Origin of the sequence: Pectinatus frisingensis, from assembly GCF_014076555.1 — a bacterium.
Taxonomy (GTDB): domain Bacteria; phylum Bacillota; class Negativicutes; order Selenomonadales; family Selenomonadaceae; genus Pectinatus; species Pectinatus frisingensis.
In genome coordinates, this window is sequence record NZ_CP045424.1 from 2,407,667 (window position 1) to 2,432,370 (window position 24,704).

Genomic DNA, 24,704 nt, shown 5'->3' on the forward strand with positions numbered 1-24,704 from the left:
AAGGGAAATAACGATATGCAAACAAAAATTACTTGGCAACAAGCATGGACACATCTGCAAAAATATAACCAGGAGAATTTTCATCGAGTTCATGCCGTCACTGTATCAGCAGTTATGCGTTGGTATGCGCAACAACTTGGTTACACCGATGAGGCCGATTTTTGGGAAATTGTCGGCTTGCTGCACGATATTGATTTTGAAAAATACCCTGAACTGCATTGTCAAAAAGCCCCTGAAATATTATCCCAAATCAATGCCGAACCGGAGCTTATACACGCTGTTTGTTCACATGGCTATGGTATCTGTTCAGACATAAAACCGACCCATCAAATGGAAAAAGTCTTGTTTGCCTGTGATGAATTGACTGGTCTTATTGGAGCCGCTGCTCTTATGCGCCCATCCAAAAGCGTGCAGGACATGGAACTAAAAAGTTTGAAAAAAAAGTTTAAAGATAAAAAATTTGCAGCCGGCTGTTCCCGCGATATAATAAAACAAGGTGCTCAAATGCTTGACTGGAGTCTTGATGATCTATTGGAAAAAACACTGTCGGCAATGCGCGATAAAGAAGCCTATATCAAAAATACTATCCAATAATTAAATGGGGTTGTTGCACACAGTCATTTTCATTCATAAACATGCAATATTCCGCTTCCTTTGTCCACCCTTAAAAGGGTGGATACCCGTGCAGCGGTTGTGAATTGCACCTTATGAGGTCAATGTTGTTCATGTGACAGCCCCATTATCATACAAATCTTATTGTGCTTTGATTTCATGCACCATTGTATCAAGCGAATAATTAGTCATTTTAAACCACTGTGCCGTATCATCCCAAGATAACACCAAATTTTCCTGCAGGACATTGCTGCTTCCAGAATCCGCGAAACCTTGTAAAACAGGCCATGCATCATCAGATAGTTGAACCACTTTCATATGGGTACTGTTCCACCCCATAGTGACAATATTATTCATGTCAGCATAAGTAGTATAATAATCAGAATATGGCCCAATCAAATAAAAATCATGTGTCAAACCACTGTCATTACCAGTACCATCCTTGACTATCCAAAACACCATATCAGGATCAACTGCTTTAAATTCAAAGATTTTTATTACTCCACCCGGTAAAAAATCCAAATTTATATTATTGGCATTACCGGAAACTAAAAAGCTGCCGTGTATTTTCCCATTATAATTATCCGGTACATAAAAAGTGAATCTAATATATTCATTCCATTGTCCCACTGTGCGGACACTGGCCGTGTTTCCCCATAAACCGCTGGTATCAAAACTAGCAATTTCCCGGCTGCTTACAACATGCATCGCCTGACAAACCGGCTGGAAAAAATATAATATAGACAAGAATAAAATACTAACAACAGTCAATTTTCTCATAAAATCACTCCTTACAAAAACAGCTGCATAGATTTATTATCGTAGCTTTATAATACAAAATTACTGAATTAACCATCAACAGCTTGAAACATATATTGCTGAAAAATACTTTATACATAAAATATTTTATCATAAAATACTGTCTATTGTCTAAAAAGCAACCGTTGAATCCACTGTAAAAACTTTTTCCATCTTAATCATGTCAATCTCTAAAAAAAGCCATTTAATCCAATATATGGTGTTGTAATATAATTTACCATACAATATCTTGTTATATCATCATGGATTAAAATTGCGCCAGCAATATTTTTCCACTATAATAATTGCATCGATAATAAATTATCTTATTAGAATTATACATATAAGGAGCGAGTTTTTTGGAAAAATGGTATGAAAATGATATTGGCAAAAATATTCTAAAATCAAAATACTATCATGTTGGTGAAGACGATCCACAGGCATTTATCAATCGGGTAGTGTCAATATTTTCCCCTGAAGTCAGCAATCATATGCATAATTACTTGGAAGACGGTTCAGTCTGCCCTGCCGGAAGGACTTTATATGCTGCTGGAGCTAAAGGCAAATTTAAAGCCAGTTTAAGCAATTGTTATATCCTTCCTTCTCCTAAAGACAATATAGAATCCATCTTCAAAGTTAATACTGAAATCGCCCGGATTTTTTCATACGGCGGCGGTATTGGCGTAAATATAAGCAATTTACGGCCCAAGGAAAGTATCGTCAACAATGCTGCCCGTACTTCCACCGGTTCAGTATCTTTTCTCAAAATTTTTGACTCCACCGGAGAAGTCATCAGTCAAAACGGCCGTCGTGGTGCGATGATGGTTGGGCTCAACTGCGATCACCCTGATATTTACGAATTTCTTCATATGAAACAAAACAATGAAAAACTAGCCTCAATGAATATATCCATTTTATTCAAAGATGATTTCATGAAAGCTGTTATCAACAATGAAGATTATGAATTAAAATTCAATGTAGAAGCCACTGGCGAAAAAATCAGAAAAAGAATCAATGCCGCCGACTTTTTTGATGAATACTGTCAAACTCAGTGGGACTGGGGTGATCCTGGTGCATTATTTGTTGACCGGCTCAATGACTACACTTTACTCAGCGGTTATGATGATTATAAAATCGAAATAACTAATCCATGTGGTGAATTTGGTGGCAATGCCTATAATTCCTGCAATCTTATGAGCATAAATTTATATAATTTTATTGATGATAAATTTACTGATACTCCGCATATAAATGAAACTGCTTTCAACACAGCCGTTGAAACAGCCGTGCGCGCTCTCGATGAAGTGCTCGACTATGGTTATGACACACAACCACTTGATGCAAATCGCAGCTGTATTGACGATTGGCGCAGCATTGGTCTGGGACTCTTCGGTGTAGCTGATGCACTTATCGCCATGAAATTGAAATACGGCAGTCAGGATGCCAACCAATTTGTTGCTGACATTATGCGTACTATGCTCATCGAAGCTGCTCGCACGTCAGCCCAACTGGCAAAGGAAAAAGGAACTTTTGGCCGTTATGACTGGGAGAAAACTAAAAAATCACCATTAATACAATTAATACGCAGGGAAGCACCTGCTGTTTATGAAAGTATCAAAGAATCCGGTCTCAGAAATGGTACACTTTTATCCATTGCCCCCACCGGAACCATCTCTTTACTCATGGGAGTATTTTCCGGTGGCTGTGAACCGCTTTACAAAATAAGTTATATGCGCACCACTCATAAAATGGAAGGTGACAAAAAATCTTTTAAAGTGTACGCGCACTCAATAAGGGATTTACTTGACTACCACAATATGAGTTACGATACCGAAGACAGTAAAATAAAAGAATTATTCCCCTGGATCATTGAAAGTCACGATGTACCTTATCTGCATCGAGTAAAATTACAGGCAGCTATGCAACGTTATGTGGATAATTCTATTTCCTCAACCGTAAATCTACGTCATGATGCCACCCCGGAAGAAATCAAAAATATTTATATTGATGCTTGGAAAAATAACTGTAAAGGAATAACGGTATTTCGTGACGGCTGCAAACGCGGTAATATTCTAGGTGTTGATCCCAATGAAAAAACCAAAATAAATTATGATAGTATTCAGCCAATGAAACGCGACAACATTGCCCGCCTGGATGGTTGTACCTTGGTCCGCCATACCTCCTGTGTAGACAAAATGTATATAACTATAAATAAAACCTTAGACGGACAGGTTTTTGAGGTCTTTACCAACGCTTCCGGCGGCTGCTCCAGCAATATTGCTACTATTACCCGCCTGACTTCATTGGCACTGCGTTCCGGTATCAGTGTTAAGCATATTATTAAACAACTGGCCGTAAGCAAATGTTCAGCCTGTCAGGCCTTGATCCGCGGTGGCCGCCGCGATATGTCTCTTTCTTGCGGTAATGCAATTGCTTCTGCCCTCATGGAAATCTATAACGAAGCACAGAAAAAAAGAGATGCCGACGAATATGTTGATAATTCTGAAGACCGCTCAATAAACAAAAAATGTCCGGAATGTGGTCATTATACATTAAGACCAGAAGGTAATTGTGTGACATGTACTTATTGCGGCTGGTCAAAATGTGAATAAGTTTTTACTCAAACGCATGCACACTGCCCATATAAATAATAACGGCAATGATGATTAACATCATTATTGCCGTTATTATTTATATGGGCTATTTTTTCTCGCAGGAAAAACCATTATGTATGTTTAATTAGGAATAATGATTCAACAATATATAAGAGGAGTAGATTCTATGGAAAGATTAAGAAATCTAAAAATCATTTACAAAGCAATGGCAATAATTGCCGTTGCTGCTATTGGCATGATTATAGTGGGATATACAGGCTATTCCTATTTAATCAAAGCCCAGGCAGCAATGGAAAGTATCTATTCACAAAATTTACAGTCTATAAACTACCTTAGCAATGCAATTGTCGATACCAGGATAATTCAAAGCCGTGCTTTACAGACGTCCATTGAAACTGATCCGGCTAAGCTTCAGGCACGAAAAAATGATATAATGAAATTTATCGGTGACTATGAGCAGCAATGGTCTCAATACCAGTTATTGACTTCAGCCGGTAAAAACGATTTAACACAAACAGATGATGCCTGGAAAAACTATAAAAACACAATGCTGAACATCATGCAATTGAGTTTACAAGGAGATCGGCAACAGGCAGCCGCTCTTTATGAAGACAAGGGTGCTGCCGATATGATAAAATTACGTGACAGTTTGAACACCCTGCAAAAAAAAGAAGATGACACCGCCAAAAATACTAATGCACAAAATGCCAAAGATATACAGACGGCAATCTATACTATGCTCATAAAAACACTTATTGTTTTTTTGGTTTTATTTATTGCCTGCATGTATTTTATAAAAGAAATAACCCGAATGATAAAAGAAATGATAAAAGTATGTCAGGCCCTGCACTCCGGTGATTACCGGGAGAATGGTCCCAAAACATCACGTCGTGATGAATTTGGTGAAATGGCCGCGAGCCTTTTTGATGTTCGCAAAAGCATAGCTGATTTTATGAGAAAAATCAATGATTCGACCGAACAAGTTGCTGCCGCTTCAGAAGAGCTCACGGCAAATTCTACCCAGTCATCACATACTGCTGTACAAATAGCAGAATCTGCCACTCACACAGCTGATATCACCGAGCAAAATAAATCTGCTGTAGACAAAGGGAAAAATGCCGTAGAACAAATTACCCGTTCCATAGAAAATATTCGTGATGAATCCAACAAAGTAACTAAAAATGCTACTAATGTTGCCAAATATATTACCGAAGGCAACAGCTCAATAGATGCCTCTGTAAATAAGATCAAAACTGTAGAAAACACTGTGCAATCTTCGGCAGAAATTGTAGAAAAACTTGGCCAAAGTTCTCAGGAGATTGGTCAAATAATCGACACCATATCCAATATTGCCGGCCAAACCAATCTACTGGCACTCAATGCTGCCATAGAAGCTGCCAGAGCCGGTGAACATGGCAAGGGTTTTGCCGTAGTTGCCGAGGAGGTAAGAAAACTTGCCGAACAATCGCAGGATGCAGCTACACGAATAACTGAATTAATAAGTAATATTCAAAATGAAACTTCCAGTGCAGTAAACGCCATGCAAAAAGGCCGCACGGAAGTCGTAGAAGGTGCACAATCCGTAGAAAATCTGCGTGATATGTTTAGTCAAATAGATACTCTTGTTGATAAAGTATCTTCGCAAATGACTTCTATGGCACAAGCTGTTGATAAAGTAACTAAAAATGCGAAAAATGTCGATGATGATGTTAAATTGATTGACACTCACAGTAACAGCATATCAGCCGAAATACAGTCAGTGTCCGCTGCCACCGAAGAACAATCGGCTGCCGCGGAAGAAATTGCTTCAGCCAGTGAAGCTCTGGCAAAACTGGCACAAGAATCGCAGGCTGAACTGCACAAATTCAAATTTTAAAAAATATAACAATACCTTTCTTGTCTATTCAGTCTGTCTTCCTCCAGGTGATTTTTTGTATCTACAAATTTTAAAGGGGTCGTCACACGTAAACATTTCCGCTCATAATATGCAATATTTCTTTCTTTTCATCTGGCCTTAAAAGGACAGACTGAATAAAAGATGAATTGCATTTGTCAGGTTAATGTTACTATGACAGCCCCTTTTTATATCTAATTATTTATTTTTCGGCAACTGTCTGAGAATTTTTTAATGTTCCAGACAGCAATTCTCTGCCACAATGTCTAACCACTGATACTGCCAATATCATAAGAGCCAGTGCCAAGATCAGCTGCAGCCCATCGCTCATAAATACAAAATTACCATCGACCAGTTTATTTATAATATGGTAAACAGCCTGACCCAAAGCAGTAAATGTCACTACAAACATAATTCCCATAGGAATGTACAACATCCAGCCTTTACGGTTGGTCATGCGCAAAAACACCGCCATACATATCAATACCAATGCACTTAAAAGCTGATTGGCAGAACCAAACAAAGGCCAGATATTCATATAACCGATACGGCAAAGCAAATAGCCAACAGCTATAGTAAGAAAGGTGGCAACATATTTGTTGGCACATAATTTCTGGATTATATTCATTGATGCGGCATCATCTGATTTGCAAAGTTCCTGCAGTGAAAGCCGCCCCACTCTCACTACCGTATCTAAGGTCGTAAAAGCCAATGCTGACACACACATAGTAATAATACACACAGCGTACAGCTTAGGTAATCCAAACATACTCAAAAATCCTGCCACAGCACCTGAAAAAATCTGAAATGGTGTACCTTCCGGCATCTGCCCATTTGTTGCCGCTGCGCACACAATTATCAAAGCTGCAATACCTAACACACATTCCACTAGCATGGAACCATACCCGATAAATAACATATCGCGCTCATTGGCAACTGTCTTGGATGATGTTCCTGACGATACCAGGCTATGAAAACCCGATACGGCACCGCAGGCTATCGTTATAAACAAAATAGGGAACAGACTCTGCCCATTCACTTCAAATCCTACAAATGCCGGCATATTTATTGCCGGATTAGCAATACTAATACCAACGACAGCGCTAAGAATCATCCCAATAAGTAAAAACGTACTTAAATAATCCCGCGGCTGCATTAACAACCACATTGGCAGCACTGAAGCAACAAAAGAATAACCAAGTGCCACAAAAATCCATATATCACGTGAAAAATATAGGGGAAAAGCGATCCCCAAACAAATCATCCCTGCCATTAACAATACGGCAACTACAAATCTTAATTGTTCTGTCGGTTTGATTTTTTTCACAAAAATCCCAAAAATCAAAGCACCGACAATATAAAGCATAGATATTGAAGCAGCGGCAGCTCCTGGCAGTGTCCTGCTGCCATCTTTGGCAAACCCATTAAAAGTATTGGCAACTATATCGGCAAAAGCTGCTATCACAAGCAATGTAAACAACCAGCAAAACAACAAAAATAATTTTCTACCCGTTTTACCTATATATTGCTCAATAAGTACTCCCATTGATTTCCCATCATTTTTCACTGATGCATATAATGAGACAAAATCCTGCACACCGCCAAAAAATAGTCCCCCCAGGACAATCCATAAAAATGCCGGCAGCCAGCCAAACATTGCTGCTATAATCGGACCGGTCACCGGTCCGGCACCCGCCACAGAAGAAAACTGATGGGAAAATACCATAAATTTTGATGCCGGTGTATAATCCTGACCATCTTCATACTTGTAAGCCGGTGTCTTTGCCTGCGGATTAATTCCCCAGGTGCGTGCCAGCCATTTTCCATAAGTAAAATATCCTGTTATAAAAATAATAATTGCTAATCCAAGCATAATTACGCCATTCACATATATTAACTCCTCTCATAAATTTTTGATAATAATAAAATATATGTGCTCTTTAATATAACACTTATGCTTATCGTAGTCAATTAATATATGTTAATTTGTAATTATATTTTTTTTGTTATTTTATAATCATAATGATTTTTATTATCATTTTTATCTAAATTCAAGACACTTTTTCAGGAAAATTTCACATTTGTATTGTAGCATGAATATATAAATCTAAAAAACTATATCAGGAGTGCTATCTATTTTATGTGGAAACAGAAGAAATTTTATTTTATAATATTTTTTCTTTTAGCAGCCGTTTTTTCTATCAATCGCTTCATGAGCAAAAGAGAAATACCTGTCCTCAATTATCACGAAATAAACAATACCAACCACACAGTATTGGCTTTAAGTACCCAGGAATTCACTACACAAATGAAATATCTCAATGATAATGGTTATACCACCATCACACCAGATCAATTATTCAATTATCTGCAAAACGGTGTCCCATTACCCCCCAATCCGGTATTAATAACTTTTGATGATGGTTATGAAGACAACTATACCAATGCTTATCCCATACTAAAGCAATATCATCTTCAAGCTGCGATATTTCTCATTTCGCACTATATTGGCTATAATAATTACCTTTCATGGCAGGATATAAACAAAATGAGAGATACCATTACTTTTGAGGGACATACATTTAATCATCCATATTTGAATAAAATAAATAATGATAATGAACTTCAAAAACAATTATTGGATTCCAAACTGGATCTGGAAAAACATTTGGGCTATCATATTGACTGCCTTGCCTATCCTTATGGGGCTTACAATCAACATGTAATTTCCCTGCTGAAAAAAGACGGTTATCGTGCTGCTTTCACCGTTAATCTGGGAGATGATGCCAAGCGCGACGATATGTATGAATTAAACAGGATACCTGTCTTTCAGGCATACAGTCATACTTTCATCCGTTTTTGGCTTGATTTACACTTTCCATATTTTATGCGTATTGCAGCGAATACACACTTAACTTTCCCCATATAATAAGTAATTAAAAAGGACATTTGCCAATGAATCGCAGAAAATTTTTACTTTATTCGCTTTATACTTTAGGAAGCTTTTATCTTGCACCGAATCTGCATTTGACCAATATTGCCCACGCAGCAGACGGTCATCATGTATCTCCACCTTATATAAAGGAAACTTATCTTCAGTTTGCCCAGCCCCTGCAGGACCGTCCCAGTACCAATATGATCATAATACATCATGTCGGTGGAACGAACCGCGATGTTTCTGCTGCTGAAATCCATCAATGGCATCTTGCCAACGGCTGGGCCGGAATAGGTTATCACTATGTTATCCGAAAAGACGGCACAATAGAACGCGGTCGTCCCCGCACAACGATAGGTGCCCATTGCTACGGATATAACCAGACTTCTATCGGTATCAATATAGTCGGTGATTTTGAAGAAGCCTATCCTACTGATCCGCAATTACAATCTGGGGAGCAACTTACAGCATTTTTATGCGAATTATATAAATTGAATCCTTCTAACAATGTCATATACGGACACCGTGACCTCAACAGCACATTATGTCCGGGGAAAAATCTTTATTGCCAGCTTGATGATTTTCGCCAAAAAGTCATCGCACAAATGTAATATATGTATTATCCTGCATTATTGATGATCATCATTGACATCTATCTGTCATTTATTGAGTAAGGTGACTGTCATGTACTTAGCTGATTATTTAAACCATATTCCTATTCCTGCCGCATTTTCATTATTTATTCAAAACATTGTTGAAAACACTAACCGTACCAATGAGTTGTGCTTAACACATAAATTTTGCAATAAAAAGGCATTAGAATTACTCAAAAACCCTTTTATCAAAAAAACTGTCAACTTACATATACTGCAGGAAAATTTTTCTGCCCTGCAAAATGGTGTCGTATGGGCAGATCTAAACTTTAAGAATACCTGTCATTTTTTCAATCCTGCTACTAACCACGGTTTATGGTTTCTTCCGTCAGCCCGCAGCATCTTTTTTTCTTATTTGAATAAAGCGGAACGAGCCAGTAAAAGACATAATTTCCCCAGAACATTTTTCTATCTTGGTGCTGCTGCCCATCTACTGCAGGATATGACCGTTCCCCACCATGTATGTGTTCATTTATTTCATGGCCACAAAAAATTTGAGCGATGGGTGAGGGCTCATCTCAGCGAATTTACTGTCCTGACAGATAATACTCTACCAATCTGCCAAAATCCCATGAAATTATTTGTCGAAAATGCTAAATTTACCATTGCTTTTATGCCATTTATAAACGGGTCCGCTTCAGAAGACATTTATTTCCACTGTGATCAAATATTGTTGGCGCGCGCTCAAACCAGTTCTGCCGCTTTTTATCTGTGGTTTATTAAAGAAAACATATATGACTAACAAAAAGGCTGCCGCATGAACACGACATTGACCTCATAAAAATGCAACCTGCCATCATCCTTTCAAGGACAGGCAATGAAAATTAATATGCATATTTATGAATGAAAATGTTTACACGCGGCAGTCTCTTTATTTTCTTATTACTACTTTTTAAATACTATCAATAAAATGTTCCATAACGTTTAATATATACTTTTTTTACGACAGTAACTAAAAACATATATACAGCAACCGTGCCTAAGAGAATTGTCCAATAAATACTATTTAAAGGTGCCAGTCCGATATCTGCACCAAATGACGTATATGGTATATATGAAAGCACTGCAATCCCGATACTAGTGAGCGTTATCACAGGAAATGATGCGCGGCTTTGAAGAAATGGGATTTTAGGTGTACGAAGCATGTGAATAACTAAAGTCTGTGTCCACATTGATTCAATAAACCAACCTGCCTGGAAAACTGCCACATAAAGAGCCCGCATAGCTGTATCGCCTTCCGGAATGGCTGAGTACAGCAGTCCATTCGATACAATCATTGGGCAAACGATAAAATACATAAATAAATATGTCGTTATATCAAATACTGAACTTGTCGGACCAAACCACAACATAAAAGATTTTACAAAAGAAGCATCCCACTTGCGGGGAACTCTTAAAAACTCTTTATCGACATTATCCCAGGGAATCGACGTACAAGACAAATCATAAGTAAGATTTAATAAAATTAAATGCAAACTTTCCATGGGTAAAAATGGTAAAAACGTACTGGCAATAACCACAGAAAACACATTGCCAAAATTTGATGAGGCAGTCATTTTTATATACTTAATCATATTGGCATAGGTTTTACGACCTTCGATAATGCCTTTTTGCAAAATCATCAAATCTTTTTCCAATAAAATAACATCTGCAGCTTCTTTAGCTATATCAACTGCTTCATTTACGGAAATACCTACATCAGAAGCCCGCATTGCAGCCGCATCATTTATTCCATCTCCCATAAAACCTACCGTATGTCCATTAACCCGCAGTGCAGTGACAATTCGTGCTTTTTGTTCCGGTGACAGTTTGGCAAACACATTGCTTTTTTCTACGGCACGATTTAATTGTTCATCAGTCATACCATCAATATCACTACCCAGCAGCAAGTTCTTCGTTTCAATTCCGACTTGCCTGCATATACATGACGTTGTTTCAGGATTGTCCCCAGTGAGTATTTTAGTTTCTACACCACAATCCCAAAGACTTTTTATAGCATTAAATGAAGATTCTTTTGGTGGATCAAAAAATGCCAAATAACCAATTAACACCATATTGCATTCATCTTTGACACTAAACTCCCCAGCTGGTGCCGGATTCGTTTTTTGTGCAACAGCTAATACACGCATCCCATCCAAATTTAATCTTTTGACCGTTTTCTTAATTTTATCGCGTAGCTCCGCTGTTATCTCTGATACATTTCCATCATATTCTACATAAGAACAGATAGACAGCATTTCTTCCACTGCACCTTTAGTTATTATCTGACGTTTTTTTTCTTGATCTTCAACAACTACACTCATACGACGGCGTGTAAAGTCAAATGGTATTTCGTCAACTTTAATATATTGCCCAGGATAATTTTGCAAATGATCATCTTTTTTTGCTTCTTCATCCATACGATTGATTATAGCAATATCCATAAGATTTTTTAAACCGGTCTGAAAATAACTGTTTAAAAAAGCGTGCCGCAATACCCGAACATCTTCCTGTCCTTGTACATTAAGATGATATTCCAGTACAACGCGATTTTGTGTAAGTGTCCCTGTTTTATCAGTACAAAGAATATCCATTGCGCCAAAATTTTGTATGGAATTCAAATTTTTAATTATCGTTTTTTCCTTGGACATAGATACTGCCCCTTTGGCCAGACATGTCGTAACAATCATCGGCAGCATTTCCGGAGTCAGTCCCACTGCAACAGAAATGCCGAATAGAAATGCATCAAACCAGCTTCCCTTGGTAAATACGTTAATGAAAAAAATAACCGGAACCATCACCAACATAAACCGAATCAACACCCATGATACGGAATTTACCCCTTTTTCAAAACTAGTTATCGCCGGTTTTTTAACTACTGCCTGAGCCATAGTGCCAAATAACGTATCATTGCCTGTAGTCACCACCACAGCTTTGGCTGTGCCGCTTAAAACATTGCAGCCCATAAAAACTAAGTCTTCGTATTCCGTCATACTTCCCTTTTTACCGGGTTGTTCTACTACAAATTTTTCGACTGGTTCACTTTCACCGGTCAATACTGATTGACTGATAAATAAATCTTTTGCCTGCAAAAGACAAACATCGGCAGGAATCATATCCCCTGCTGATAAATGTACAATATCACCAACAACTATATCGTCAATGGGGATTTCTGCCAGCCCTGTTTCCTTTCTTTCCACAGTAGCTGTTGTCGTAATCATTTCCAATAATTTCGATGCGGCAGCGCCGCTGCGTGATTCTTGTACATATCGCAGTAACCCTGAAATGATAACCATCGTCAAAATAATTATTACGGAAGTAGGGTCCACATCATCAGGTGAATTTTGATATATTGGAATAATTATATCTGTAAAAGATGATATAAGCGCTAAAAATATCAAAATGGACGTAAACGGATTAATGAAAGCTTTCGTTATCTTTTTTAAAAACGACAGCCTTTTACCATGTACTATTTTATTATTACCATAAAGCTCACGATTATTTTCTATTACTTCCGATGATAATCCATCTATATCCGTGTTCACTGTCCGTAAAAATTTTTCTTTGTTGTTAACTGCTGATAAAAGCCTTTTTTCGATTTTTTCTCTTTGAACCTTCATTTTTAAATTTTCACTTTTTTTCATTGTCTTCCCTCCATATTTTGCTATGAGGAATTTATCTTTTCAGATGTATTGATAACTATTCTTTTTATATAAATAAGATATTTATCAATACATCTGAATTTTTTATTATTTTCCCCAAAGTTTATCCTGTGATGACCACCAGCATCATCCATTGTCCTCACCCCTTTCAGTTCGATACAATTTATAAATTTTTCCATCCGACCCCGATTACCCCTTTATTAATACTCAAGCGGGCAATCAATTTTTCTGCAATTACATTTCTTTGTTTGCCATAACACGAAACCACTGCTTCAATTTCCACTTTTTCACCAATAATATCACCACTTTCCAGTTTAATGAGTTTTAATTTTGTATCTGCGATATAATTCATGATTTTTTCTCGTATGGTCAATTCCTCTCTTTCCATGCAAGTCACACAAATATGATATACATTCTCCGTTTCATCAAAACATTCCAAAGGTTTCAGCCAATTAGCAAATGGCCGCAACAATAAATTAACCATAAGCAATACCCCCGTAGCCGCCAAAACAATAGCATACTGTCCGGTACTGGCAAGTACGCCAATCGCAGCTGAACACCAAATAGTCGCTGCCGTATTTAATCCGCGTACACTAGTACCTTCTTTAAAAATAATTCCACTGCATAAAAAACCAACTCCCGAAACTATCTGCGCTGCCACTCTGGACAGATCCGCCGCATGCTCCGGTTCAATTATCATAGAAAACAACACAAAAACACACGCTCCCAAGCTGACTAGTGTATTGATCCGAACTCCGGTCGGATGCCCTGTCAGCTGACGTTCTATACCAATCAAAATACCGGCTAGCACCGCTATTCCCAATCTCATCAAAAACATCGTAAACACTGTGTCCATCCCCTTTTCATAATGGATTTTTGCAGATCATTTAACCATTTCCACTTAAAAAAGGGCGCAAAAAATCCACAGTCAATTCAATTAAGAAAAATAATTCATTTTATTGTTTTTCTTAATGCCTGACTGTGGAAAATATTATTTATATTAACTCATTGATAAAAATCTATGCTTAATATCACTAAAAACCAATTAAATTTCCTCAGTCCGGCATTTTTCGAATACTTCCATCATCCATCATACATTCATCTCCTCAAATAAAACAAAAACCCATGTCCCGGTTACAAACCGCAGACATGGGAAAATATCAAATAATATTTTCGCAGTGCAAAAACACCACGCCACCGTTTGAGCTTTAACTTTGCAAGGCGGTGAAACTGTATTAGATGATACCTTGTTTTTCGATATCACCTGTTCAAACCTTCTCATAGTGTCTCCACCACTCCGCGGCAACAGTCCATATCCTTGCAGTAGCCTTACTTACCGGAACAATATTTAATTCCTGTTTATTATATGACTCATATTTTCACTTGTCAATACTTTTCTATCAGCTTCGCATTATCATGATTAATAATTATCATTAATCTTTTAGCCTTTTCTGCTTTATGAATATTTATACAGTCCTCTATCATTGATAATCAACTGTCTTTTAACAAATGGGACTGTCAACTTAAAAGCAAGATTCAATATCAATACAATTAACCAAGATTATATCACACTTATATCCGGTCTCAATTTTCTTGCCCCACCCAAATAAACATGTTCTATTTCCGACTGTTTTTTAGAACTATCGGTTAAAAGCAGCACTCTTATACATTTTTCGATGCTATTATCCACTGCCATCTGCTGAGCATCAAAAAGCGGCACTAAATTCCAACCTGGCAGACAGCGTGCCGCTGCTGCCGGAAAAGCCGCTGTTACATCATGTGTCGCTGAAAAAATAGCCGCCCCGATATCATCCACAGTCAACTCATTTTTTAACATTATTACCCTTAACAATTCCTGAACAGCCTCATATATTTCTGTTTTATTATCTTTTTCTACCGTTATTGCCCCGCGTATGCCACGCAACTAAATCGCCTCTTTCATATTTTTGCCACAAAACAAATTATACTGCTTCTGCATTTGATTTTTAACGATGTCGCCAAATACTTATCAAAAGGCGGGCGCATAAAATAAGCGCTGCCAAATATCCCAAAACGCCTAAAAAAGGAATTTCCAGAAATTTAGGTGTCATATTGGTTGTACAAATAATAGAAGATCCCAGCAGCAGAGCTGAACTTATAATGCCGATTATAAGTTTATTTATCATTTTGTCAAAATTTTTCAACGGTTCCTCTGAACCGGTCAAATCAAGATTGACCTTAGTCTGCCCACTCATCGTCATTTTTATCATATCCGACAGCTGTTCTGGCAGCTGCATTGACCGATACATAAGAGAATAACCATCTTGCCGTATTTTCTTTAGCTCGTCGCGCCAATTAAAATTCTTTGAAAAATCACTTTGCATCTGATCTTTTAAAATATCTACAAAACTAATCTTGGGACAAGTTATACGCATAATCCCATCTATAGTCATAATACCTCGAGCAAACATGCTAAGTCCCGGTATTATTCCCAGATTATGCTGCCGTAACACAGCAATTATATCTTGAGATAATTGACCCAAATGCAATTCATCAAATCGCATATTATTATATCTCATCATTAATGTGTCTACATCTTCATACAACTTTATATGATTTATTTTGCCTCTGGCTATACCCAATGACAATATTGCTGATTTCATAGCAAAAGTATCATTATGAGCCAATGCATATACAGCTTTTTTTAAAGCACTTCTTTCCTGTTGCGAAAGACGTCCCATCATTCCTAAATCAAGCCAAATTATCTTACCGTTTCTCACCCATATATTGCCGGAATGAGGATCTGCATGAAAATAACCGTCCTTTATAATCTGCTTAATATAATTTTTCCCTAAATTGCGACCAAGCTGTTCAACATTATATCCGGCCTGTTTTAATTTATCTATCTCATCTATTCGTATTCCATCAATATATTCCATTACCAAAATCCGTGCTGTTGTCAACCGTCGGTAAACCTGCGGACAACCGACATTAGGATCATCACTGTTCAGATGGCGGAACTCATCCAGATGGTCAGCCTCCATCATAAAATCCATTTCCTGTTTTGTAATGCTCCACATCTCATCAAGTACTGCCATGAAATCAATCACACCACGAGACTTACTGAATAACTGCAAAAGACTCACCGTACGTTTAAGAAGCATAATATCTTGTGCCATTACATCATAGATTCCCGGTCTTTGAACTTTTATAACAACCCGTTCGCCATTTTTTAACACAGCACTATGGACTTGAGCCATTGAAGCCGACCCCAATGCGGTTTCATCAATTGATTCAAAAATATTAGTCCATTTTTGGGCATATTCCTTTTCAATTACGGTTTTTATTACCTCAAACGACAGTGGATTAGCTTTAGTCTGTAATTTACTTAATTCATAAACATACTCACTGGGCAGAAAGTCAGGCCGCATTGATAACACCTGACCAAGCTTCACAAAGGTTGGTCCCAATGCTTCCAATATCAAACGCATCTTGAGCGGATTCATGCCCCGTACTATATCATACTTACGCAATACTGACAGCATTGCCTTTAATCTGAGTGATGAACTTATATAACCATATTTATTATTTTCCCATATCCCATTCAGCATGCCTTGTCCCTGCCCCAATCGAACTCTTGCCTGTTATAGTGTATCCCTTGTTATCCACGTGCACGCCGCCATATGATTAAGCGGTCCGGTTCCCCGGCCGATATTTAATTTATCCGCCAACAGTAAATTAATGTATTTTTTAGCATATTTAATACTTTCATGCAACGTCATTCCGTCCGCCAAATTACATGCAGCAGCGGATGATAAAGTACATCCGGTTCCATGTGTATTGGAATTATTTATCCTTTTCCCGTGATATATATAAGTCAGTGATTTATCGCGCATAATATCATCAGCACTGCCAATAAGATGTCCACCTTTTATCAACACGCCGCAGTCATCATTGCGCCCATCAAAAACTGTATCATGTATTGCTATAGCGGCTTTCTCCATTTCCTCATCATTGCGGGGCATGAATCCGCACAATACTTCTGCCTCACAAATATTAGGTGTAATCAACCTTGCCAAAGGCAATAATTCTTTCTTTAATGATTCAACAGCAGTTTTATCAATCAATTTGCTGCCTGATGTAGAAACCATAACCGGATCAATCACTATATTTTGAGCATCATATTGCCGCAACTTTTGCGCAATTGTTTTTATGATATCATCATTGGAAACCATCCCAATTTTTACCGCATCAGGAATAATATCGGTAAATACTGCATCCAGCTGCGCTGCTACAAAATCAGCATCTACTTCTGATATATTATATACACCGGTGGTATTTTGCGCTGTTAATGCCGTGATTACACTCATTGCATACATTCTATGAGCTGTAATTGTCTTGATATCCGCCTGAATTCCCGCTCCGCCGCTGCAATCCGATCCTGCAATAGTCAAAACCTTTTTCATATAAACACCCATTTACATAATTAATCACACAAATTGCACTTTCCAATGGGGCACAGCATTAACCTCATAAAGATGCAATTCGTCACCGCTACACGATTCTCCACCCTTCTAAGGGTGGACAAAAGGAACAAAATATTGCATATTTATGAATGAAAATGGTTGCCTGCGACAACCCCTGTTTATATATTATATTATTTATAATAGTATAGCAAATATTTCCGCTATTTATTTTATAAAATAAATAAGTTATAATAACCGCAGTACAACTTATAAAAAAATTATAAACCAACCACTATATTTAATAATCTTCCATATCATGAAAGATATTATATTTTATTATTCATTGCTAAAGTAAATCATAAAGGACGGATTTTTTACGATGCCAATAAAGTTAATTGCTACTGATCTAGACGGTACTCTGCTCAATGATGAAAAAAAAGTCAGCCCTGCCAACATAAAAGCTTTTCAATCAGCTTATGAACAGGGAATAAATATCACCATAGCAACCGGCCGTATGCATTTTGCTGCTGCTTTTTTTGGAAAAGCAATAGGGGCCAATGTACCTGTAATATCCTGCAATGGTGCTATGATACGTGACATTAATACAGATGAACCAATATTCGAAACATATATTGACGATGCTGCCGTAGAAGAACTATTAGCTTTTTTCTTCGAACATAATATCTATTGCAGCTGGTATATTGGCACACAAAAATTTGCACCTTATTTTTCCTGGGACATGTTTTCCGGTTACCATACTGTAAAAGGATTCAACATGACTGAAGTTGGCCATAATTATAAACCTTATACTAAAAAAGTCACTCAGGTAGTCATCAGGAGTAATACTAAAATACCACTCGAACTCACACAAATGCTTGAAGAAAGATTTAAGTCATTTGTTAAATTCCAGCAAAATACCGGTTATACTATTGATATAACACCGCCTGATATCACTAAGGCAGTCGGTTTAAAATATTTAGCCGAATACTTGAATATCCAACAGGAAAATATAATGACACTTGGTGATGGCGACAACGATGTTGCCATGCTCGGTTATGCCGGTACTTCTGCAGCTATGGGTAATGCTATTGTTCCCGCCAAAAAAGCAGCAACCTTTATAACTGATACCTGTAACGCTGACGGTGTTGCTAAAGCCATAAACAAAGTCCTCAATAACAATAGGCCTATTAATTGATTATTCTGATAAGACCTGCTTACCCTTTATCAAGGGCAGGCAGGTCTTATTTTATTTGTTATTAAATTTTATATAGGAAGGATATTCCCATTTTTTTAGTTCTTCATCAGATAAAACATGTGGTTCTTTATTATTATTCATTGTCAACGTCCTGTAATAAATTTCTGCTATTTCCTCCACATATTTAGCCTTAAGATAAGTTTCTTCAATACTTTCCCCCACAGTTATAACACCATGACTTTCCAGCAGGCAGGCATCTGATTTTTTCAATGGTTCAACTATCGATTTAGCCAGTTCTTTAGTACCAGGCCGGCCATACGGTGCCACATATACAGTCCCACCGTAATATGCCGCTTCATAAACTATTGGCGGTATCGGTTTTTTCAATACGGCAAAAGCCGTTGCAAAACGAGAATGTGTATGCACGACTGCTTTTATGTCATTTCTCGACTTATACGCATAAATATGCATAAGCACCTCACTGCTTGGTTTTAAATCATGTTCGTTCTCAATTACATTTAGGTGAGAGTCCATTACACATATATCTTCCGGTGTTAAATCTTCCCTGTCAACACCTGAGGGAGTTATCAGTATATAACCGGTGATTTCATCCCTGATACTGAAATTTCCTGATTTATGCTTACACAATCCATCATTGCTGTTTTCCTGCCCGACTACTTTAATATTTTCTGCAGATTTTCTTTAAACGGCGGATACACTATTCCCTTTTCCGTGACTATAGCCGTTATATTTTCATGTGGTGTAACATCAAAAGAGGGATTATAAACTTTAACATCTTTCGGTGCTGTCCACACACCAAAGCGACATGTTACCTCTTTAGGATCACGTTCTTCTATTGGAATATCCAGTCCCGCAGGTGTATTCAAATCTATACTCGGTGTCGGAGCCGCAATATACATTGGTATACCAAAATATCCGGCTAAAATTGATACCCCAAAAGTCCCTATTTTATTGGCGGTATCTCCATTGGCAGCAATTCTGTCACAGCCGACGATCACTGCATCTATTTTATGTTGTGCCATCACCACTGCCGCCATATTATCTGTTATCGTAGTGACATCAATTCCTGCCATCTGCAATTCCAAGGCCGTCAAAGTAGATCCCTGCAACCTTGGACGTGTTTCATCAGAATAAATTTTCAAATGCCAGCCTTTTTCCTTGGCCAGATACATTGGTGCTGTGGCCGTACCATATTTCGATGTAGCCAGCTGGCCGGCATTACAATGTGTCAGTATTCCCATATCATCTTTAAGCAAAGTTATAAGATTTTCTCCTATTGTCCGACAGATTTGTTCATCTTCATGATGGATACGAATTGCTTCTTCCCGCATTATTTTTTTGATATCAGTTATTTTATACTCCTTCACATCATCAATTTTTTTCAACATTCGTTTAAGTGCCCAGGAAAGGTTAACTGCTGTGGGTCTGCTTGAATTGAGATAATCGGCTTTACCTCTGACATATCCGTAAAAATCTGTGAAAGATGTTTCCGGTGCATTCTTTATACCAAAATACAATCCATAACCGGCTGTAACTCCTATAGCCGGAGCTCCTCTTACCACCATAGTTTTTATAGCATCATAAATACCTTCCACTGTATCATATTCTATATACTCTATTGAATTAGGTAATTTGGTCTGATCAAGCAAAACCAATTTATCATCAGCATCTTTCCATTTTATTGCAAACAATTCCGACATAATATATTTCCTCCTCTAAATAATCCTGTTTTCATGTAAGAATCACATTATTCACACTTTTAGTGAAACAATTTCTCTATACGACAATGCGTTTATTAATTAACTGCAGCTTCAATTATTTTCACAAAATCAATAATAGATTCTACACTTTCCCTGATTGGCACTGATACAAATACTTTTTTAAAACAATATAACACCAATAAGCTTTTTCTTTCGGGAAAAGCTTTATCTTTCAAAGACGGCCTGACTGATGTCAATGCCTTTGAAATAGAAGCTAAAAAAGCCGCCATGGAAAATACCGAAGAAGTTATTTTATTGCTGGACAGCACAAAACTGAATAAAACTTCTTTAATTAAAGTGTGCGATATAACTGATATTTCCAAAGTTATTGTGGATGAGTCAAATAATTTTTCCCCAGAACAAACCACAGTATTAAAAATGATAAAAAATAATATATCTGATGTTATAATAGCAAAATAAATCATCTCTTTTATTATATTTTACATATTGCCAAACGAATACAGGGTATAAAATGAAAGTACAGCTTCCATTTTTATACCCTGTATTCGCATTAACTAATTAAACATTTTTTGTGTTTGTCTGCAATCAATATCAATTAAAAGCAAACTTTATTTCCGCTGCGGTATCAGCATAATTATCCGAACGTACGATAACCTTTATTTTAGCATTTTGCTGCGCAGGATAAAGCAGTACTGCACGGCTGAGCGGTAATTCAAATTTCATTTCATTACCGGCAGGAATACTTATATCACGGCGACATTCCACAGCCCCGGCCAAATGTTTAGTTATCGTATTGGGTGGATCACTAATCTGGGATAAATCAATGTAATACGGGACAAATTTTATCACCGGGTTTTTTATATCACTATCAGTGTTATTTTTGATTGTCAAAACTAATTTTGCCTTATCGGGAAAAAACACAGAATCTTTCCCCTTTGCGTCTCCCGCTTCCGACAACCCCGCTGCCTTTCCCATATTTACCACAATACTGCCGGCATTTTCCTCCTGCGGTTTACCGGGAAAAGCCAAACTAAGACTTAACTTTCCCTTTGCCAATCCATTGACTCCGACATCAGTACCATCTTGTCCATCACTGTTCCCCATGCCTTTTTCCAATTCAGCCTGCTCAGTCTCCTGTCTAGCACTCTCCTGTTCCTGAGCAAACGCCTGCTGCGCTTTTATTTCCTTCATTGGATCATACCACTTATTAAAAGCAAATAACGCCCCAAATATAATGATATATACTGCTGCGCAAATGCCTCCTATTTCCACCAATGATACCAACCATGCATTTTTAACTGCTTTTTTTAATTGTGCCCCATCTTTATAACGCTTGTCAGATGTTTTTTTACAACGGCGCAGGATTCTTGCATATTTCCCCTTATAGTCAGTTCCCAGTAAATTCTGCATTGTCATTCCCAGTGAATAAACGTCACTACGAAAATCAGCTTTTCCTGAAGTTGTCTGTTCCGGTGCGGCAAATCCGGTCATGCCTTTATATAAAGTCACTTTATCAACGTCATCACTGGCAGTACAATGATCAAATCCGATATATTTTACTTTACCACTCATTATCATAATGTTTTCCGGACAAATAGCACGATGCACTATATGTGCAGCATGAAGTTTTTGCAGTCCATCAGCCAACTGCTCAAATATCAGCTTTGCCAGCGTAGCATTTACCGGTTCCAGATCTCTTTGCTCCATCCATTCGACCAATGTTATTCCTGTTATATATTCTTCAACAACAGTAGTTACACCAAATGCCTTATTTTCGCTTACATAATAAATGATTGGCAATACCGAACTGGTGATATTACGCAGCTTATCATAAGCCAGACCCGTACTATAAATATGCTTTAGTACAAAAAGAGCTCCTGTTTTTTTTGCTGCTACGAGTATAGTTTCGCTGGTATCAGTCCGTTTCAACAGTTTTACTGTCCTATATGTGCTTTCAATTATTTTATTTTCAGATGGTTCTGCTGTGCTGTCAGCCGTATCCGTTCCAAGCTGTTCTTGTTCCATAAATTTAACCTGCTTCTTTATTAGGAAATTTTTATCAAAAAAATCATATCATATTTATAATTTGACATCACTAAATAAAATCCCTGTTTTCAAAAAAATAAAAGACAAATAATACGACGATAACTTATCGACCATCAAATACCACCTTTAACTCACACATATTGTAATTACACTGCCACTGCATAATCAATTTATAAATTAATTCGCTGGTAAATAAAAATACTGTGACTTTGATGAAAATCACAGTATTTATCAGTAAAGTGCCTATTTTTTTTAAATGATGTCATATTTTCAAGCGTTAAAAACCACAATAAATTTTTTCAACACCTAAACTTTAAAAACACCCACATCGTCACTAAAATATTGCGCTAATTTCTTAAACTCACCTATCTTATCACTAAGACTTTGAATTTTTTCATTATATAGATGTATGGATGAATTAATTTCTTCAGTAGCCGCAGAGTTTTCCTGAGTAATATCAACAATAGAACCTATTTTGTCATACACTTCATTCATTCCATTCATTTCTCTTTCAAGCTGTGTTATCATTTCCAATATGCTATCAGATACAGCCCGTATTTTTTTCAAATGAGCCGTATTTTCATCCACAACAGATACCAAATTAGCATTTTCTTTGGAAAGAATGCTGTATTCCGTATCTACATGTTCTACAACCTCTTCTATGGTCTTGGTAATAGTCAATACATCATCAGAAATAATTTGGGACTGTTCTTGAGATTGTTCGGCAAGTTTTCTTACTTCCTCAGCCACAACAGCAAATCCTTTACCATGTTCACCTGCACGAGCAGCTTCTATCGCAGCATTCAATGCCAGTAAATTTGTTTGTCCGGCAATTGCTGCCACAGTATTAGTAATTTCTGTAATACGTTTAGTCTGATCACGCAGCCCTTCTACTGAAGCATTAACTTTAGAAAAGTTAGCCATACTGGAATTTATTTTATCGCTGGAATCACGTACATTATTAAAACAATTTTCAATTTCCCCAACGGAATTTTGTAGATGTGAATTATTATTGACCTGTTTTTCAACAACATTTTTCAAGGTAGAAATATTTTCATTTAAAATATTTACTGCCTGAGAAACTTTTTCAGCCGCTTCAACTGAAGATTCCGCCCTGCTGTTAACAACTTGAGCAATAGTATCAGAAGTACTGCCCATATGAGCAGCCAATTCATTAAATGAATCACCATAATGAACAAGTTCATCATCATGTCCCTTTATACTGGTGAAGCGTTTGCGCATACTTATCTTATAAGCTTCCACCTGCTTTGCCAGCATCTCAAAAATGTCCCCGGATATGATTTCTACCGTGGATGCATACTTATGCTCTTGAATATCGCTTAAAATATTATGCAGGGAGTCAAATGGCCTAAGAATGGCTGTTGTAGCCAAATAAGAAATAAAACCAGCTGCGATAGGCAGCCAAAGTGGAAATACAACACTGACAGTTTTAGCTAAAAAAGCCACAATGAACAAAATAATAGTCGTTAAAACTCCGGATTTAGCGGCTAATGATGGTAAGAACCGCAACAAATTATTTAAACGATAGATTTTTCGATTTCTGATTTGATAAGGAAATTTCAATTTCAGTTTTAAAAAATCATCACCCTTTTCAGCAACTGTAATCGTTATTTTTTCATGATAATGTGCTGCAGCGCCATCTAAAAGTCCACGAAAATAATTAAATTTTCTTCTCTTAGAGCGATAAATAAACAACGCCTCATCAGAAGAAACATTTTCAATAGCGATCCCTGGTGGTTTCGCTCCTGGAATAAGTCTGGTTATTTCTACATGAATATCGTGCAGAGAACTCAAAAAAGAATACAAATTTTCTCTTTGAAAAAATCCCGGATAAAACTCATAAAAAGTTTCAGCATTATCCTTCCCTATGGAATGCCATACTTCAGCATTCGTCTTGCCCAACTTCTTGGCAATAGTATCACCGAGTGCCTGTGCCGTTTTATCATCAATATCTTCACTGGGTAAAAATATGTGATTAGCTTTTATGCCAATCTCATCCATGACATTTTTAACGAGTTCATCACCCCAGAGCTTTTTGCAAGTGCGAACCCATGTAGCAACTATAGTACCCTTCATATTGAGGCTCCTCTTCTTTTATTAACTGTCC

General features: G+C 37.3%; 20 protein-coding genes and 1 riboswitch. Of the genes, 8 read left to right on the top strand and 12 right to left on the bottom strand.

The window, feature by feature from the left end:
• Window positions 1–15 precede the first annotated feature (15 nt).
• Window positions 16–594 (top strand): hydrolase, encoded by a 579-nt coding sequence (locus F8M42_RS11305; protein WP_182186759.1) that lies wholly within the window; start codon window positions 16–18, stop codon window positions 592–594.
• 159 nt (window positions 595–753) lie between these two features.
• Here F8M42_RS11305 and F8M42_RS11310 read toward each other — a convergent pair whose 3' ends face one another.
• Window positions 754–1,392, bottom strand: coding sequence for a hypothetical protein (locus tag F8M42_RS11310; protein WP_182186760.1), 639 nt, complete (start codon window positions 1,390–1,392; stop codon window positions 754–756).
• A gap of 377 nt (window positions 1,393–1,769) precedes the next feature.
• Between F8M42_RS11310 and F8M42_RS11315 the strand changes: the two genes are divergently transcribed.
• Window positions 1,770–4,022, top strand: coding sequence for an adenosylcobalamin-dependent ribonucleoside-diphosphate reductase (locus F8M42_RS11315; RefSeq protein ID WP_182186761.1), 2,253 nt, complete (start codon window positions 1,770–1,772; stop codon window positions 4,020–4,022).
• 169 nt (window positions 4,023–4,191) lie between these two features.
• Entirely contained in the window at window positions 4,192–5,901 is a 1,710-nt protein-coding gene (locus F8M42_RS11320) for a methyl-accepting chemotaxis protein (protein WP_182186762.1), read from the top strand.
• Between the two features lie 220 nt (window positions 5,902–6,121).
• Here F8M42_RS11320 and F8M42_RS11325 read toward each other — a convergent pair whose 3' ends face one another.
• Complete coding sequence (locus tag F8M42_RS11325; protein ID WP_182186763.1) at window positions 6,122–7,807, bottom strand: carbon starvation CstA family protein; 1,686 nt, start codon at window positions 7,805–7,807, stop codon at window positions 6,122–6,124.
• A gap of 252 nt (window positions 7,808–8,059) precedes the next feature.
• On the opposite strand from F8M42_RS11325, the gene F8M42_RS11330 reads away from it, so the two are divergent.
• The 3 genes from F8M42_RS11330 to F8M42_RS11340 all read left to right on the top strand — a co-directional run bounded on the left by F8M42_RS11330 (window position 8,060) and on the right by F8M42_RS11340 (window position 10,249).
• Window positions 8,060–8,848 carry a polysaccharide deacetylase family protein gene (locus tag F8M42_RS11330; protein ID WP_182186764.1) on the top strand — a complete coding sequence of 263 codons (789 nt, stop codon included), beginning with the start codon at window positions 8,060–8,062 and terminating at the stop codon, window positions 8,846–8,848.
• 26 nt (window positions 8,849–8,874) lie between these two features.
• Window positions 8,875–9,465 carry a peptidoglycan recognition protein family protein gene (locus F8M42_RS11335; protein WP_182186765.1) on the top strand — a complete coding sequence of 197 codons (591 nt, stop codon included), beginning with the start codon at window positions 8,875–8,877 and terminating at the stop codon, window positions 9,463–9,465.
• Window positions 9,466–9,538: 73 nt separating this feature from the next.
• Window positions 9,539–10,249 (top strand): zinc dependent phospholipase C family protein, encoded by a 711-nt coding sequence (locus tag F8M42_RS11340; RefSeq protein WP_182186766.1) that lies wholly within the window; start codon window positions 9,539–9,541, stop codon window positions 10,247–10,249.
• A 160-nt stretch (window positions 10,250–10,409) separates the two neighbouring features.
• Here the strand turns inward: F8M42_RS11340 and mgtA are convergent, their stop codons facing one another.
• The 6 genes from mgtA to thiD form a co-directional block, all read right to left on the bottom strand.
• Window positions 10,410–13,130 carry a magnesium-translocating P-type ATPase gene (gene mgtA, locus F8M42_RS11345; RefSeq protein WP_182186767.1) on the bottom strand — a complete coding sequence of 907 codons (2,721 nt, stop codon included), beginning with the start codon at window positions 13,128–13,130 and terminating at the stop codon, window positions 10,410–10,412.
• Between the two features lie 20 nt (window positions 13,131–13,150).
• On the bottom strand, window positions 13,151–13,282 hold the full coding sequence (locus tag F8M42_RS13760; RefSeq protein WP_268233946.1) for a hypothetical protein: 132 nt from the start codon (window positions 13,280–13,282) through the stop codon (window positions 13,151–13,153).
• Between the two features lie 29 nt (window positions 13,283–13,311).
• Window positions 13,312–13,986, bottom strand: a complete 675-nt coding sequence (locus F8M42_RS11350; RefSeq protein ID WP_229711561.1) for an MgtC/SapB family protein — start codon at window positions 13,984–13,986, stop codon at window positions 13,312–13,314.
• A 348-nt stretch (window positions 13,987–14,334) separates the two neighbouring features.
• Window positions 14,335–14,496: riboswitch (M-box (ykoK) riboswitch) on the bottom strand.
• Between the two features lie 213 nt (window positions 14,497–14,709).
• Window positions 14,710–15,072 carry a chorismate mutase gene (aroH, locus tag F8M42_RS11355; RefSeq protein ID WP_182186768.1) on the bottom strand — a complete coding sequence of 121 codons (363 nt, stop codon included), beginning with the start codon at window positions 15,070–15,072 and terminating at the stop codon, window positions 14,710–14,712.
• Window positions 15,073–15,133: 61 nt separating this feature from the next.
• Window positions 15,134–16,738 carry an ABC1 kinase family protein gene (locus tag F8M42_RS11360; protein ID WP_182186769.1) on the bottom strand — a complete coding sequence of 535 codons (1,605 nt, stop codon included), beginning with the start codon at window positions 16,736–16,738 and terminating at the stop codon, window positions 15,134–15,136.
• A gap of 33 nt (window positions 16,739–16,771) precedes the next feature.
• Window positions 16,772–17,593 carry a bifunctional hydroxymethylpyrimidine kinase/phosphomethylpyrimidine kinase gene (thiD, locus tag F8M42_RS11365; RefSeq protein WP_182186770.1) on the bottom strand — a complete coding sequence of 274 codons (822 nt, stop codon included), beginning with the start codon at window positions 17,591–17,593 and terminating at the stop codon, window positions 16,772–16,774.
• Between the two features lie 379 nt (window positions 17,594–17,972).
• Between thiD and F8M42_RS11370 the strand changes: the two genes are divergently transcribed.
• Window positions 17,973–18,788 (top strand): Cof-type HAD-IIB family hydrolase, encoded by an 816-nt coding sequence (locus tag F8M42_RS11370; protein WP_182186771.1) that lies wholly within the window; start codon window positions 17,973–17,975, stop codon window positions 18,786–18,788.
• Window positions 18,789–18,839: 51 nt separating this feature from the next.
• Here the strand turns inward: F8M42_RS11370 and F8M42_RS11375 are convergent, their stop codons facing one another.
• Both F8M42_RS11375 and mtnA read right to left on the bottom strand, forming a co-directional pair.
• A complete protein-coding gene (locus F8M42_RS11375; RefSeq protein WP_229711343.1) occupies window positions 18,840–19,436 on the bottom strand; it encodes a class II aldolase/adducin family protein in 597 nt (198 codons plus the stop codon).
• A gap of 26 nt (window positions 19,437–19,462) precedes the next feature.
• Window positions 19,463–20,509, bottom strand: a complete 1,047-nt coding sequence (gene mtnA, locus F8M42_RS11380; protein WP_182186772.1) for an S-methyl-5-thioribose-1-phosphate isomerase — start codon at window positions 20,507–20,509, stop codon at window positions 19,463–19,465.
• Between the two features lie 156 nt (window positions 20,510–20,665).
• Between mtnA and F8M42_RS11385 the strand changes: the two genes are divergently transcribed.
• On the top strand, window positions 20,666–20,989 hold the full coding sequence (locus F8M42_RS11385; RefSeq protein ID WP_229711563.1) for a DeoR/GlpR family DNA-binding transcription regulator: 324 nt from the start codon (window positions 20,666–20,668) through the stop codon (window positions 20,987–20,989).
• Window positions 20,990–21,121: 132 nt separating this feature from the next.
• Here the strand turns inward: F8M42_RS11385 and F8M42_RS11390 are convergent, their stop codons facing one another.
• Entirely contained in the window at window positions 21,122–22,555 is a 1,434-nt protein-coding gene (locus F8M42_RS11390) for a protein kinase domain-containing protein (RefSeq protein ID WP_182186773.1), read from the bottom strand.
• 327 nt (window positions 22,556–22,882) lie between these two features.
• The gene (locus F8M42_RS11395; protein ID WP_182186774.1) at window positions 22,883–24,673 is read right to left on the bottom strand and encodes a heme NO-binding domain-containing protein; all 1,791 of its coding nucleotides are present in this window, start codon (window positions 24,671–24,673) and stop codon (window positions 22,883–22,885) included.
• Window positions 24,674–24,704 lie beyond the last annotated feature (31 nt).